Here is a 14,198-nt window from a genome sequence, read left to right as displayed (position 1 = left end):
GCCCGTTAGCCCTTTCCGCCACCCGCCGCGCCACGGTAGAACAGGTTGCGCCCCGCGAGTGCCAGCACGACGACGGTGAGTTGCACGAAGCCCATGATCATCGCGATCGCCGCGGCCATGGACGCGTCGTATTGCTCGTAGGCGGCCTGATAGGCAGCGATCGAGATCACTCTTGTATCGCCGGCCGGCGCCCCCAGCAGCACCGCCGACGGAAACACCGAAAACGTTTGAACGAAGGAGAGGCAGAAGTTGACGGCGAGCCCCTGCACCAGCAGCGGCAGCACAATATGGCGGAAGCGCGCTCGGGCCGTGGCCCCGAGCGTTGCGGCGGCCTGCTCGAGCGAGGCATCGATCCCGGTGATGTAAGAGAGGGTCAACAGAAAGGTGAAGGGGAAGCCGGACAGAATCAGGGAGATCATCACGCCGGTGTAGTTGTGCACGAGCCGCAGCGGCGCGCTGATCACGCCGAACAGCATCAGCGTGCGATTCAGCCAGCCCTGCGGACCGAGATAGTTGAGCAGGCCCTCGGCGATCAATACCGTGCCGAGCGTGATCGGGATGACGAGGATTGTCGTCAACAGCCGCCGGCGGTGCAGCTTGCGCACGCGAAGCGCGACCGGAATCGAAACCAGTACGTTGATGATGGTCGCCGGCAGCGCGAGCCGCAATGTCGCGAAAATAGTGTCGTAGAGGAACGGGTCGGAGAAGAATTTTCTGTAGTTGGCGAGGAAGTCCCCGGCACGCGGCTTGAATGACAACACCAAACCATAGAGGAACGGATAGACGAAGAGACCGAGCACAAAAAGCACCGCAGGCACCACCAGGAGGGTGATGCCGTCGATGTCATGGAGCGCAAGCCGGACGCGCCAGGGAGTGCGTTCACGAGTACTCTCTTGCGCGGCGCGCGCCAGTCGATCGGCAGTATGGGTCATGGTGTGCCCGCATAGATCAGCACCCGGGCCGGATCGGCGGCCAGGAGCACCCGCTCGCCCTTCCGGACTGGTTGCGGTGAGCAGAAATAGAGCTCGGTACCGTCGCTCGCACGTCCGGAGCAGTAGAATTCGCGTCCGTGGTACTGCGTGCTCTCAACAATCGCGGCGACCGGCCCGTCGCTGGCGGGCCTGAGATCGTCGGGCCGAACGGCAACGATCGCCTGATCGGCGGGGCGTTGTTCGACGGCCATCCCTTCGAGCGCAGCGCCGCCGACAGACACTTGAATGCAACCGCTGCCGCTGCCGTCGAGCACGCGCGCAGGCAGCACGTTGCGATAGCCCATGAACTCCGCAACATCGGCATGCGCCGGCCGGCCATAGAGCTCCGCCGGCGTGCCGACCTGGCGCACCGTGCCGTCGCGCATCACGACGATCCGGTCGGCCAGCGAGAGCGCCTCCTCCTGGTCGTGGGTGACATAGATCGTGGCCGAGCCGATCAGGTCATGGATGCGGCGGATTTCCGAGCGCATTTCCAGTCGCAGCTTTGCATCCAGGTTGGACAGCGGCTCATCCATCAAGACCAGCGGCGGTTCGATCACGATGGCACGGGCGATCGCCACGCGCTGTTGCTGACCGCCCGAAAGCTGACCCGGCAGCTTGTCGCCCTGCTGGCTGAGGCGGACGATGGCAAGGGCTTCCTCGACCTTGCGCGCGATCTCCTCCTTCGGCCTGCGTTGCATTGTGAGCCCGAAGCCGATGTTGCGGCGGACCGTCATATGCGGAAACAGCGCATAGTTCTGGAACACCATGCCGAAGCCGCGCTCTTCCGGCTTGAGCCGGTCGATCCGGGTCTGGTCGAGCCAGATGCTGCCGCCGCTCAGCGTGAGCAGGCCTGCGAGGCAGTTGAGTGCGGTCGACTTGCCGCATCCGGACGGGCCGAGGAGTGCAATGAACTCGCCGCGTTTGACGCTCAGGCTGACGCCCTTGAGGGCGTTCAGCATGCCAAAGCTGCGATTCAGGTCCTCCAGCCGGAGCTCGCGGAAGTCACGTCCTGCAATCGACATGTATCAAGAACTCCAGGAGAACCAGGCTGCTCTCATCCGAGGGCCATGAAGGCAGGCCACCCCGCGTCATTTCTTCTTTTGGGCGCCGATCTGCTCATCCCAGCGACCGAAGGCGTAGACGAGCTTATCGGGTGTCAGCGGCAGCTCCTGTGGGTTGCCAGTGATCGCGGCCTCGTATTCCGCGCGACCGAATTCCTTGATGACGTCTTGGCTGTCCTGTGGCGCCATCGCCAGCGTGACATCCTTCACCGCGGGTCCTGGATAAAAATAGCCGGTGTCGTAGGTGGTGGCCTGCGCGTCCTTGCCGAGCAGATAGTTGAGAAGATCGAGCAGCACCGCGAGCTTGTCAGGGCTGACGCCCTTGGGGATACACAGATAGTGGGCGTCGAGAACCCAGTGGAAGCCTTTCAGGAAGAAGACCTTTGCTTCCTTCGGCACGACGCCGAGCGCACGCGGGTTGATGTCCCAGCCCATCTGTGAGGGGATCATGTCGCGCGAGCCTTCGCCGAGTTCCTTCATCACCGCGCCCGTACCGGCGGGATAATATTCGACGTTTTGCCCAAGCTCCTTGAGGAAGGACCATGTCTTGTCCCAGCCGTCCTTCGGATCCTTCGGGTCTTTGTCCCCGAGGATGTAGGGAAGCCCCATCATGAAGATGCGGCCCGGACCCGAGTTGGCGGGACGTGCGTACATGAATCGGTTGGGATTGGCCTTGGCCCAGGCCAGCAACTCCTCGGCCGTGCCCGGCACCTGCTTCACCTTCTCGGGCATGTATTCCATCACGGGGCCTGCTGGACAGAACACAATGCAAACGCCCTGATCGGCCGCGAGCCCCTGCATGGCGCGCGCGCCCGGCAGATAGATATCGTCAAGCTTCGGCAGCTTGTCCGCGTAGTCCTTCACGGTCGGAATCCAGAGGTTCTGGTCGACTCCCGCCGAGAGCGCATCGATGCCGGTCAGCACGCCGTCAATGTCGACCCGGCCAGCGTCCTGTTGCGCCTTGATTTTGCCGGGCAGCTCCGGCGCCGGCGCCTTGGTGAAGGTGATCCTGGAGACGAGACCGGGCTTCTTGGCGCGGTAGGCCTCGATCGCCTTCTGCGTCAAGGCCAAATTGCCGGCCACGTCGACGATGTTCAAGGATACGGGGGAGGAGGGCAGCGGCGGAGACGCCGCGAAAGCGCGACCGTTGAAGGCGAACGAGCCGGCGAGGCCCGCGACGACGTTGCGGCGAGTGGGTGCGAATGTCATGGCCGTTCTCTCTCCCTCTTGAATTGGCGCGCAATTGTCTTGCGCGATGCTTATGGCAAGTTGTCGGCTTGTACTTTCCGCGGCCGCTTCCGGGCTTCTTGATCGAGTGCTTCGCGCCGCGGCTGCGGATGTCCGTCCTCTTCGGCGAAATAGTCGTACTTCCCATCCTTGAGAATCTCGATGGTCTTCAGAATTCCCCGCGTGTGGGTGCGCATGGCCGCGACAGCGCCCTCGCGATCCCGGGCGCAGAGCCCGTCGATGATGAGGGCGTGCTGGGCGATGACGGATGGTTGTTTGTGCAGGATCGTCATGGCGAGATAGCGCACGCGGTCCATCTGTGCCTTGGCGCCGGCCACAAACTGCCAGGCCGTCGGATGGCCGGCGATCGAAAAAATCCGGGCATGCATGGCCTCGTCGGCGCGGATAAAGCCCTCCTCGTCGCCGCTTCGCTGCAATGCGCGCTGGCGATCGAGATGAGCCTTCAGGTCATCGGCTTGCCTCGAATCCATCTGCGCGATCGCCTTTTCGACCGCGGCGCATTCCAGCGTCTCGCGCACGAATTGGCTGTCCAAGACCTCGGCGAGCTTGATCGGTGCGACGAACGAGCCGTATTGCGGAAATATCTCGACCAGGCCTTCATCGGCGAGCTTGATCATGGCCTCCCGGATTGGCGTTCGCGATACGCGAAAGCGTTGGACCAATTCCTGATCGGTCAAGCCGGCGCGTGGCGACAGGCGACCGCAGATGATGTCGCGGCGCAGGAGGGCATGGATCTGCTCTGCGATGGTATTGCGCCTCACCAGAATTGCGTCGGACTCGGCGGGTGCGGAGCTGTTTGGACGGCCGCCCTGGCGACCGCGATCGCGCGCCGTGCGTCGGTCCAAACTTTCCTCCCATCTTAGAATTGGAACACTAGTATATTAGCGCGCCCCGCAGCGTCAACTCGTTGGAAGTGACCGCGCTGCGGGCCGGGCGCATCTCCGAGGCCGAGCGCGTTTTTGAGCGCCATGCAGGCACTTTGCGCGCTGTCTCCCAACAGTGCAGCGCATCCTCAGCAATGGTGGGCGCCTTTGGCGGCGGAGGTTCGTTCCCTCCCGCCCCGGCCAGGTGCGCCCTAACCCTCGTATTGATCCGGTCCCATCGCCCACGATGCCTGGTCGTGGCCGTAGGCGTAGTTGCGGTTGTTGACGGCGGGATTGCGATTGACCAGCGGCCGCATGAACATCGGGTGGGTCGCGCTGCGCACTTCGTGCTCGACGGTGAAGACAGGCTTGCCGCTGTCGAGATCGACGATGTCGCAGAAGCGGTACTGGTACTGATTGTCCTCGCGCGAGATCAAATCGCGCGCCAGCAGCTTGCGATAGGGGCCCGAGAAGTCGGTGATGTACATCTGCACATGATGGCCGTCATAGAAGGGCTGCGGCCGATCGGTCTCGCGGAACAGGAGGTGCTGGTCGCGGCCGGTCTGCACCGCGGCGACCTTGCCGTCACCGTTGCGCAGGGCCGCGGGCATGCCCATGATTTCAGGGTAGAAGGCGCAGATCGCCTGCGCCGATCCCGTGGGCACATCGAACTCGACATAGGGGATACCGAGCGTGATGCGCCCGAAGCGCGCCGCGTCGGGCTCGTGGATGCGGATGCGGTTGCCCCAGGGGCAGGTCGCCTCGACATAGTCATTGTGCTCGGCGTAGGTGAAGGCGGTGCCTTCGAGCTTGCTTTTGACCGAGGCCAGTCGCGCCAGCAGCGCCTCGCGTCCCTCGATGACGAGCCCGGTACGGCCGCGCAGCACCTGCGCCTTGCCATCGGGCAGATGAAACTGGCTCCGTCCGGCATTGATCCACATGTTGGTGTCTGAGACCATCAGATGGGGATCGCGGGTCAGCCCGAGACCGGTGACGTAGAACAGCGTGGCGAGGCGCTGATCCGGAACCGTGATGTTGACGTGCTCGAAATGGATGGCGTTGCCGAGATCTTCTGCGGATCGGTCGAATTGTTGCGGCATAGGTGTGCGCTTCTGGCTGGAGGGACTAGAGGCTCCATACTAGAGCAGAATTTCCGCCAGCCGAAACACTTGCCCGATCACATCTTGAGAGCAGGGCATGTTGTGCGCTGCCACCTTGCCGCGGCACCCATTCCCTGTAATCTGGCTGGAACGACATAAGGAATGAGGTCGATGGGGGGAGTTCTGGACGGCGTGCGCGTCCTCGATTTCGGGCGCTATATCGCGGGGCCCTATTGCGCGACATTGCTGGCCGAGTTCGGCGCCGAGGTCATTCGCGTGGAGAAGCGCGACGGCAGCGAGGATCGTTTCGTGGCGCCGATCGGCGAAGGCGGCGAGGGCGCGCTGTTCCTCCAGATCAACCGCAACAAGAAGTGCATCACGCTCGATCCGATGACGACGGAGGGACAGGAGGTGATGCGCAAGCTGGTGGCGACCGCTGATGTCGTCGTCGCCAATCTGCCGCCGCAGACCTTGCGTGCGATGAAGCTCGACTATGAGTCCCTCAAGGCGATCAAGCCGGACATCATCCTGACGACGGCGACCGCGTTCGGCGGGCCGGGCCCCTGGTCCGACCGCGTCGGCTTCGATGGTGTCGGCCAGGTCATGTCGGGCTCGGTCTATATGACCGGCGCGGGCGATCCGCCGTATCGGGCCGCGGTGAACTGGGTCGATTTCGGCACCGCGCTGCATTGCGCCTTCGGGACGCTTGCCGCCCTGATCGAGCGCGGCAAATCCGGACGCGGGCAGATCGTCGAGGGCGCGCTGCTGGCGACCGCCTTGTCCTTCACCAATGCCACGCTGATCGAGCAGGCGGTCATCAACGTCAACCGCGTTCCGACAGGCAATCTCGGCCAGACCGCAGCGCCCGCGGATATCTACCGCACGAGGGATGGCTGGGTGCTGTGCCAGGTCACCGGTCATCCGCTGTTCAAGCGCTGGGCGAAGCTGATGGGCGAGGAGGAGCTTTGGTTGAACGATCCGCGCTTTGCCGACGACATCAGCCGCGGCAATAACGGCCCCGTCATCAGCGAGCGCATGGCGCGCTGGTGCGCGATCCGCACCACGCAGGAAGCTGTGGATACCCTCGGCAAGGCGATGATCCCCACCGGACCCGTCTTGAGCCCGCAGCAGGCGCTGGATCATCCGCACATTCGCGCCGCCGGATTTTTGCAAGGCATCGACTATCCCGGCTTGCCGAAGCAGGCGCCGGTCGCGCGCGCCGCCGTCCGCCTCTCGGAAACGCCCGGCGAGATCGCATCGCGTCCGCCGACGCTCGGCGAGCACACTGATTCCGTGCTGGCGGAACTCGGCTATGACAAGGCCGCGATTGCAGCGCTGCGGCAGGGCGGCATCATTTAGCCGCGACGTGATCACGACGGTGGAAATCAGCCCGCGCGTCTGCTAGACGACTGGCGGCTCATCCTCGCGCATTGTGCGTTGGCCGGCGACCTCTGCGTCGCACGAGGTTGGAGGAGAGGCGCATGTTCGTGCGCCCCATCCCATATGCATGACCATTCGCAACCGAATCATCAATGAGCTCGGCGGCGCGTGGCATTGACGACTGTCCACGACGAGAAACGGATTCACGTGCGTCATTCCAAGACATTGCGGCCAGCCAAGAACGCGGCAATCAAGAAAGCGGCAGTCAAGACTTCGCCCAAGAAGCGCGCGCTCGCAAAGAGTCCGACCAGCAGGCGCGCGCCAGGCAAGGCTTCACCGAAGCCGAGCAAGGGCGCGCAGCGCGCCACCATCTCCTCGTCATCGCCGCTCGGCATGATGGCGCTGCACCTGCTGGCGCAATGGAAGGAGTCCGGCCGCGGCGGTCTCGTGTTCCTCGCCGAGAGCGAGAACAGGGCGGAGCGGCTCGGCAGCGTCATTCACGCGCTGGATCCGTCTTGCGAGGTCCTGGTGTTTCCGCGGCTGAACACCCTGCCGTTCGATCAGTTGGAACCATCGCGCGAGATCGCGGGCCGCAGAGCTTCGGTGCTGCGGCGCCTGGCCAAGGCCAAACAGCCGATCTTTCTCATCTCCACGGCTGAAGCCGTGATGGAGCGCCTGCCGCCGCCGGCGAGCCTGTTGCGTCTGAACACCAGTCTGAAGGTCGGCGGCGCGTTTTCCGAGAGCGAGCTTCGCACCCGCCTGGAAGAGCTGGGCTATGATCTCGACGACGAGCCGGATTATCCGGGCGGCGCGCTGTTTCACGGCCAGACCTTCGAGATTTTCCCGGCCGGCGCGCTGGGGCCGTTCCGGGTCGAGCATTCCGGCCGCGCCATCAAGCGGATCGTGGCGTTCGACCCGCAACAGCACGACATCATCTTCGAGACCAGGGAGCTGCTCGTCGATCCCATGTCGGAACGAACGGCACTGTCAGGCGCGCGCGCCAGGCGTGCGACGCTGTTCGACTATTGCGGCAAGGCGAAGTGGATTGCGGATGCCGGCGTTGCCGTGCATGCCGATGCCTGGTTGAGCACGATCGAGGAGGCAGCTAGCCGCGCCGACAGGGAGCGCGAATATCTGGGGCGCAGCGACTGGAAGCAGGCGACCCGCGGGATGAAGGTGCTGGCGCGCACCTCTCCATTCCAGCCGACACCGGAATTCTCGAAACTGTCGTCCGCCAGGAAGGCCCTGCGCGCCTTCGTCGAGGAGATCAGGCGCGCCGGCTCGCGCTTCGTCTTCGTCGCCGCGCAGGAGGAGGATTTGCGCGCGATGGAGCGGATGAGCGGCGTCAAGACGGAGCGCGTCGCCGATTGGGCGGAGGCCGAGAGTGCGCGCCATCGTGATGTGGCGCTGCTCGCCGATCTCGATGGCGGCTTCGTCATTGCTGGCAAGAAGCCTGCAATCGTCCTGACCGCGACCGACGTGCTCGGCAGCCGCGCGCATCATCCGCAGCCGATGGCGCGAAGCTGGAGCGCGGCGTTCGATCATGCCGACGTGCCGGAGCAGGGCACGGTGGTCGTGCATCTGCAGCGCGGCATCGGCGTGCTCGATGGCTTGCAGACCGTCAATACCGGCGGCGGGGCCATGCGCGAGATGGTCCGGCTTTCCTTCGCCGGCGACAATGCGGTCCTCGTGCCGCCGCCTGATCTGGCGCAGATGTGGCCCTACTCGACCGAGCGCGGCAAGCTCGCGCTCGACAAGGCGGATGGCAGCACATGGTGGGCGCGCCGCAGCGAGGCCGAGCAGGAGATCCGGGCCGCCGGCAAGGTGCTTGCCAAGCACATCAGCCAGCGCAAGCGGCGCAAGGCGGCCAAGCTGGTGCCGCCGGGGGCGCCTTACGAAAAATTCGTCGCCCGCTTTCCCTATTTCACGACCATCGACCAGGCCAAGGCGATCCACGACGTGCTGGACGATCTCGCATCCGGCCATCCCATGGACCGCGTGATCTGCGGCGACGTCGGCTTCGGCAAGACCGAGGTGGCGCTGCGCGCGGCGGCGGCCGTGGTGCTTTCGGGCAAGCAGGTCGCGATCGCGGTGCCGACGACCGTGCTGGCGAGGCAGCACGTCGCGACCTTCCGCAAACGGTTCGCGCCGCTCGATATCGAGGTCGGCAGCCTGTCGCGCGCCACCTCGGGTGCGGAGGTCAGGGAGACCAGGGAGGGCCTGCGCAGCGGCCGGATCAAGGTCGTGGTCGGCACGCAGGCGCTGACGTCGAAGGACGTGAGGTTTGACGATCTCGGCCTGGTCATCATCGACGAGGAGCAGCATTTCGGCGCGGCCGAGAAGGCAAAGCTCTCGGGCCTCGCCAAGAATGCGCATACGCTCTGGATGAGCGCGACGCCGATCCCGCGCACGCTCGCCGCGGGTCTTGCCGGCTTCAGGGATCTCAGCCTCATCGCCTCGCCGCCGGTGCACAGGCTTCCGGTCGCAACCAAGATCGCGCCGCTGTCGGATGCCGCCATCGCCTCGGCCCTGCTGCGCGAGCAGCGGCGGCACGGGCAGAGCTTCTTGATCTGCCCGCGCATCCAGGATCTGGAGCCGATGCTGGCGCGGGTGCAGGCGGTGGCGCCCGATCTCAAGATCGTCTGTCTGCACGGCAAATTGCCGGCCGACGAGATCGACGAGCGCATGATGACCTTCGTCGAAGGCAAGGCCGACGTGCTGCTCGCCACCAACATCGTCGAGAGCGGCCTCGATATCCCGCGCGCCAACACCATCGTGGTCTGCTGGCCGGAGAATTTCGGTCTCGCCCAGCTGCACCAGCTGCGCGGGCGTGTCGGGCGCGGCGGTATCCGCGCCTTCGCTTATCTCCTGACCGAGTCGGCCTCGGGGCAATCAGAGAAGCGGCTCAAGGTGCTGGAAGAGTTCAGCCGGCCCGGCGCGGGCTTTGCCATCAGCGAGCGCGATCTCGATCTGCGCGGCGCCGGCGATCTGTTCTCGGAGCAGCAATCCGGCCACGTCCAGGTGTTCGGCCCGGTGCTCTACAGCCATCTGCTCAAGATGGCATCGGAGAAGGTCGATGACGGCATGTCCGTGGTGTGGGTGCCCGATCTGAACCTGCCGGTCGCGGACATGCTGCCCGCGAGTTACGTGCAATCCGCCCCGGTGCGGCTGGAGCTCTATGCCCGCGCCGCGCGCTGCGCCAGCGAGGATGATCTCGACGATCTCGAGGAGGAGACCTCGCGCCGCTTCGGACCGTTGCCGCAGATCGCCCGCGATTTCTTTGCGGCGGCGCGACTGCGGCTGGACTGCAAGCGCCGGGGCATCATCCGTCTCGACGTCGGCCAAAGCGCGGTGGCGGCGACCTTCCTGCCGGGACGGCTGCGGAAGTCCAAGGGGAAATCCAAGGGGAAATCACTGCAACGCGATGGCGATCGTGTCGTCTACCACAGCCCGATGCGCGATGCCCCGTTCGAACGGGTCGAGGAACTGCTGGAGCTTCTCGACGAGTCGTGAGCCAGCCCTACAGCGAGCTGCCGCCACAGATCACGAGTTGCTGGCCGGTGATGGCAGCCGCTTCGTCCGAAAGCAGGAAGGCCACGGCGGCGGCGACTTCCTCCGGCTGGATGAAGCGGCCGATCGGCGGCAGTTTTGGCGCGACGGTGGCGCGCGTGGGGTCCTTCAGCATCGGCGTCTCCGTCGCGGCGGGCGCGACGACGTTGACGGTGATTCCACGCGGCGCGAGTTCGGCGGCCCAGGACCGCGCCAGCGCCACCAACGCCGCCTTCGTCGCGGCATACTGCCCGCGGCCAGCCGCGCCCGAGGCGGTGCGGCTACCGATGAAGACGATGCGCCCTCCGTTCGGCAGGCGCGGCGCCAGCGCGTCGGCGAGACGTTCGGCGACGTCGACATGCAGCCGCCACATCGCGGCGCCGTCGTCATGGTCGAGCGATCCGAGCGGGGCGACCTTCAGCAGGCCGGCGGCGTGAACCAGCGCCGTCGGCGCGAGTTGAGCGACGGCGCTCGCAATCGCCGCGACATCGGCGAGATCGAGCGCGAGATGGTCGAACGCCGGATGGTCGAACGTGACAGGCCGGCGACTGATCCCGGTGACTTGCCAGCCGTCGCGCAGCAGGCGCTCGACGATCGCAGCGCCGATCCCCGAGCTGGCGCCCGTGACGAGCGCGTGCGGCCGCTTGTCCATGTGCTCAGCCCCGCGTCACCCATGGTTCGCTCACGCGGACATATTTGATGGCGCGGCGATGGAAGGTGAAGGCCATGTGGATCGCGCCGTCGGCGGTCTGTTTGACGCTGGGGTAGGACAGTTCGCGGTTGGTCTGGTCGCGCGAATTGTTGGTCATGCAATAACCGTCGCCGATCTCGACATTGCGCTTGCGCCAGCTCTTCCCGCCGTCAGCCGAGATCGCCAGCGTCATCGGTGCCCGCGGCGCGCCCCAGAACGCGGTGCGATCAACCGTCTTGCTGCCATCACCCGCGAGTACGGGCGGCAGATCGTCCTCGATCTCGTCATAGAGCGAGAGGCGGCGCCCGGTCGCATCCTTGGAGCTGGAATCGTTGAAAACCAAAGCGAGATGGCCGTTGCCGAGCCGCGTCAACTGAATCGAGGAGTTGTTGTTCGGCAGCGCGGTCGCCACGGGCGCCGACCAGGTGCGGCCGTGATCGATCGACCGGCTCTGATAGATGTTGTCGGCCCAGCGGCTGCGATACATCGCCAGCAGCGAGCCGTCGTCGAGGCGCACGATGCTCATATGCACGCAGCCGCGGCTGCCCGGGACATCCACATCGCGCCAGGTCGCACCGGCATCGGACGAGATCTTCACCGCGCTGGTGTCCTCGTCGCCGTTCCATTTCTTGCCCGGCGTGCTGTGGCAATAGAACACCGGCAACAGCCAGTCGCCATTGTCGAGCACGACGATCGGCTGACGGATGAAGGTGCCGCGGCCGCGATGTTCGGGGAATAGCGTCTCGATCGGGCCCCAGCTCTTGCCGTGGTCACGCGAGAGGCGGCGGCGGATGATGGCGGTGTCCTGGTTGCCGGCGAGCTGCGCCGTCCACATCAGCCACAGCGTGCCGTCGGGGGCCGGGAACAGCACCGGGTTCTGCTCGGAGCGGCCGGGATCGTCGGACAGCTTCTCCGCCGGCGACCATTGCGTTGCCCCGCGCGGAAGCCGCGAGAAATACACCGAGATATCGGACATGCCCTCCTGCGTGCCGCCGAACCAAACGCAGGCAAGATCGCCATTGGCGAGCGGCATCAGATTGGCGGCGTGGTTCTGCACGCAGGGCGAGGGGATGAAGGCGTCGAACCTGTCAGGGTCGCCGGCCGCCTTGCGAACGGCGCCGTCGGCCGTGATCTCGAGTTCGGAAATCACGTCGAAGTCCTCTCGACCAAGGCATTGGATTGCGCGGCCGGAGCGGCGGGCGCGGCACCCATGACCAGGCGCTCGATCGCCATCACCAGCAGCGGTGTCACTGCGGCGATGTACATGTTGTCGATGCCGAAGGGATTGCCGAGCACGTACCAGACCGTGGTCGAGACCGCCGCGCCGATCAGGCCGGCGGTGGCGCCGCGGTTGCTGGCGAACAGCGGCAGATAGAAGCCCAGCATCGCCACCATCGTGATCGACAGCCGCAGCGCGCGGGTGAAGAACGACAGTTTCAGGATCTCCGGAATGAAGAACACGAACACCAGCGGCACGATCGCGATCACGATCGAGAACAGGCGCGTCATCTTCAGCTCGCGCTCCGGCGTCGGCTGCCAATAGGGCACGTAGAAATCGCGCACGACCAGCGACGCGATCGCGAGCGCCACGGTGCAGACGCTGACGAAGATCGAGGCGACCAGCGAGGTCGTCACGAAAGCGGAAGCCAGCGGCGGCATCTTTTCGAGGAACACCGGCAGCGCGTAGAGGCTCTTCATGTCGGGGTAGAGGAACTTCGCCGCGACGCCGATCAGGGCGAGCAGGAAGCCGAGCGGCAGGCAGAACGCGGCGGCATAGAAGGTCGCCTTGCGTGCCTCATCGGCGCTCGGCGTCGAGGCGACCGCCTGCACGATGAACTGGGTCGAGAAAATCGCGCCGACGGTGCCGAAGGTCCAGGCGAAGATGGTGGCAAAGCCGATCTTGCCGTCCCAGCTGAAATAATAGGCCGGCAGCTTTGCCTGCATCGGCGCGATGCCGCCGGTCAGCGACATCGCGACCGCAAAGATGATGATGACGCCGACCACCTTGATGGCACTGTGCAGGATCGTCACCCAGGCGACGCCCTTCAGGCCGCCGAACACGTAGTAGAAGGTCGAGACCAGGGCGATGATGCACATCGCGACCGGTAGGCTGACATGCAGTGCGGTGGCGATTGCCGCGGCGCCGCTGACGTAATTGCCGACATTCACCAGCAGCAGCGCGTAGATCATGATCACCGACACCGTGAGCATGGTCGACTTGCCGTATTTCTGCGCGATCGCCGCAGAGATGGTGTATTCGCCCGAGTTGTAGAGCTTCTTCACCATGAAGAAGCCGAACAGCAGGAAGCCGATCGAGGCGCCGAGCACGGCCCACCCTGCGGCCATGCCCGACTGGAACGCCTCCTGCGCGGTGCCGACGGTCGATTTGGCGCCGACGAACTCGCTCATCATCAGCACGCCGACGACGACGGCGGGCATCGCGCGCGAAGCGGTCATGAACTGATCGCTGGTTCGGCTGCGCAGCTTGAAGGTGAGCCAGGAGGTGAAAGCGATATAGGCGACGATCATCGCGATGACGAGCGTGCTTTCGCCGGTGAGGATGGCTTGCATCGGTGACGTTTCCTCTGGTGGCGCGGGATGCGGCGTTGTGAGCCCGCTTGCCCGACGGCAAAATGTTCGGAATGCGAACAATTGTTCTTGGTTCTTATTAAAGCTGCTCGGACGTCGTGCGTCAAGCGCACGCGCAGCAATCCGCGGCGCGACGCGTCGCGCCGGCGGTCACTGCCGCAGCAGGTTCAGGAGGGTTCCCGGTTGGGGCGATTACTCATAACGCCGCGATCGGTTGACCTTCGAAAGCAGACTTGACGATACTCAGCGGCTGCTTCGGTTTAGAGCCAAGAGCCGACTCAGTTCGTCGGTGGTGAGTAGCGTCGATCGAGATTATTATTGAGACCATGAAGTTCGAGAAGGTTCACACGATCCGAGACATCTATGACGGCATCCGAACGGGCACTGCCGATCTTAGCGGTGCTCCACACTACATTGCGGCCGTCTTTGATGATGGCATAGGCGACTATACGCAGGACTATCGGCTCTATGCAGTGAGCACTCAATTCATGGAACGAGAGTTCCGATGGTGGGCGATTTACCGGAGCTGGGAGGCTAAGTTTCATCGAGGTCTTGAACCTCTCAAAACGCATCCAGGTCATGGCGGCATCGTTCCAGAATATGATGAACTGGGCGAATGGCTGGACGAGCAACTCAAGGCCCTCATGCCTATCTCTGCGCTCTACACAGCAACTTTCAGAGCGCTTCCCGGACAAGACAAGCTGCCCCCAGGCGTCCTGCGCGCTTGAGGTCGCATGGGAGCC

General features: G+C 64.7%; 11 protein-coding genes and 1 pseudogene. 3 read left to right on the top strand and 9 right to left on the bottom strand.

Annotated features, from left to right (window positions below):
* Positions 1 to 5 precede the first annotated feature (5 nt).
* The 6 genes and pseudogenes from XH91_RS25570 to XH91_RS25550 all read right to left on the bottom strand — a co-directional run bounded on the left by XH91_RS25570 (position 6) and on the right by XH91_RS25550 (position 5,246).
* On the bottom strand, positions 6 to 932 hold the full coding sequence (locus XH91_RS25570; protein WP_128953153.1) for an ABC transporter permease: 927 nt from the start codon (positions 930 to 932) through the stop codon (positions 6 to 8).
* The gene (locus XH91_RS25565) at positions 929 to 1,996 is read right to left on the bottom strand and encodes an ABC transporter ATP-binding protein (protein WP_128953152.1); all 1,068 of its coding nucleotides are present in this window, start codon (positions 1,994 to 1,996) and stop codon (positions 929 to 931) included. The genes XH91_RS25570 and XH91_RS25565 overlap by 4 nt, the downstream gene beginning before the upstream one ends.
* Positions 1,997 to 2,062: 66 nt before the next feature.
* On the bottom strand, positions 2,063 to 3,244 hold the full coding sequence (locus tag XH91_RS25560) for an extracellular solute-binding protein (protein ID WP_128953151.1): 1,182 nt from the start codon (positions 3,242 to 3,244) through the stop codon (positions 2,063 to 2,065).
* A gap of 50 nt (positions 3,245 to 3,294) precedes the next feature.
* Positions 3,295 to 3,801 carry a GntR family transcriptional regulator gene (locus XH91_RS39485; RefSeq protein WP_245477198.1) on the bottom strand — a complete coding sequence of 169 codons (507 nt, stop codon included), beginning with the start codon at positions 3,799 to 3,801 and terminating at the stop codon, positions 3,295 to 3,297.
* A 99-nt stretch (positions 3,802 to 3,900) separates the two neighbouring features.
* Positions 3,901 to 4,044 (bottom strand): annotated as a pseudogene (locus XH91_RS40135) (GntR family transcriptional regulator); the annotation flags it as partial.
* 314 nt (positions 4,045 to 4,358) lie between these two features.
* The gene (locus XH91_RS25550; RefSeq protein WP_128953149.1) at positions 4,359 to 5,246 is read right to left on the bottom strand and encodes a VOC family protein; all 888 of its coding nucleotides are present in this window, start codon (positions 5,244 to 5,246) and stop codon (positions 4,359 to 4,361) included.
* A 171-nt stretch (positions 5,247 to 5,417) separates the two neighbouring features.
* Here XH91_RS25550 and XH91_RS25545 point away from each other — a divergent pair, with 171 nt between their 5' ends.
* Both XH91_RS25545 and XH91_RS25540 read left to right on the top strand, forming a co-directional pair.
* The gene (locus XH91_RS25545; protein WP_128953148.1) at positions 5,418 to 6,605 is read left to right on the top strand and encodes a CaiB/BaiF CoA transferase family protein; all 1,188 of its coding nucleotides are present in this window, start codon (positions 5,418 to 5,420) and stop codon (positions 6,603 to 6,605) included.
* 414 nt (positions 6,606 to 7,019) lie between these two features.
* Positions 7,020 to 10,139 carry a DEAD/DEAH box helicase gene (locus XH91_RS25540; RefSeq protein ID WP_164934248.1) on the top strand — a complete coding sequence of 1,040 codons (3,120 nt, stop codon included), beginning with the start codon at positions 7,020 to 7,022 and terminating at the stop codon, positions 10,137 to 10,139.
* Positions 10,140 to 10,146: 7 nt separating this feature from the next.
* On the opposite strand, the gene XH91_RS25535 is transcribed toward XH91_RS25540, so the two are convergent.
* The 3 genes from XH91_RS25535 to XH91_RS25525 are packed head-to-tail and all read right to left on the bottom strand — an operon-like array spanning position 10,147 to position 13,437.
* Positions 10,147 to 10,827 (bottom strand): SDR family NAD(P)-dependent oxidoreductase, encoded by a 681-nt coding sequence (locus XH91_RS25535; RefSeq protein ID WP_128953146.1) that lies wholly within the window; start codon positions 10,825 to 10,827, stop codon positions 10,147 to 10,149.
* A gap of 4 nt (positions 10,828 to 10,831) precedes the next feature.
* Entirely contained in the window at positions 10,832 to 12,016 is a 1,185-nt protein-coding gene (locus tag XH91_RS25530) for a sialidase family protein (RefSeq protein WP_128953145.1), read from the bottom strand.
* The gene (locus tag XH91_RS25525) at positions 12,013 to 13,437 is read right to left on the bottom strand and encodes a sodium:solute symporter family protein (protein WP_128953144.1); all 1,425 of its coding nucleotides are present in this window, start codon (positions 13,435 to 13,437) and stop codon (positions 12,013 to 12,015) included. The genes XH91_RS25530 and XH91_RS25525 overlap by 4 nt, the downstream gene beginning before the upstream one ends.
* Positions 13,438 to 13,781: 344 nt before the next feature.
* Between XH91_RS25525 and XH91_RS25520 the strand changes: the two genes are divergently transcribed.
* Positions 13,782 to 14,183 (top strand): hypothetical protein, encoded by a 402-nt coding sequence (locus XH91_RS25520; protein WP_128953143.1) that lies wholly within the window; start codon positions 13,782 to 13,784, stop codon positions 14,181 to 14,183.
* Positions 14,184 to 14,198 lie beyond the last annotated feature (15 nt).

The sequence above is a fragment of the Bradyrhizobium guangzhouense genome, assembly GCF_004114955.1.
In the GTDB taxonomy this organism is placed as follows: Bacteria; Pseudomonadota; Alphaproteobacteria; order Rhizobiales; family Xanthobacteraceae; genus Bradyrhizobium; species Bradyrhizobium guangzhouense.
This window is presented reverse-complemented; position numbering and strand designations above follow the sequence as displayed.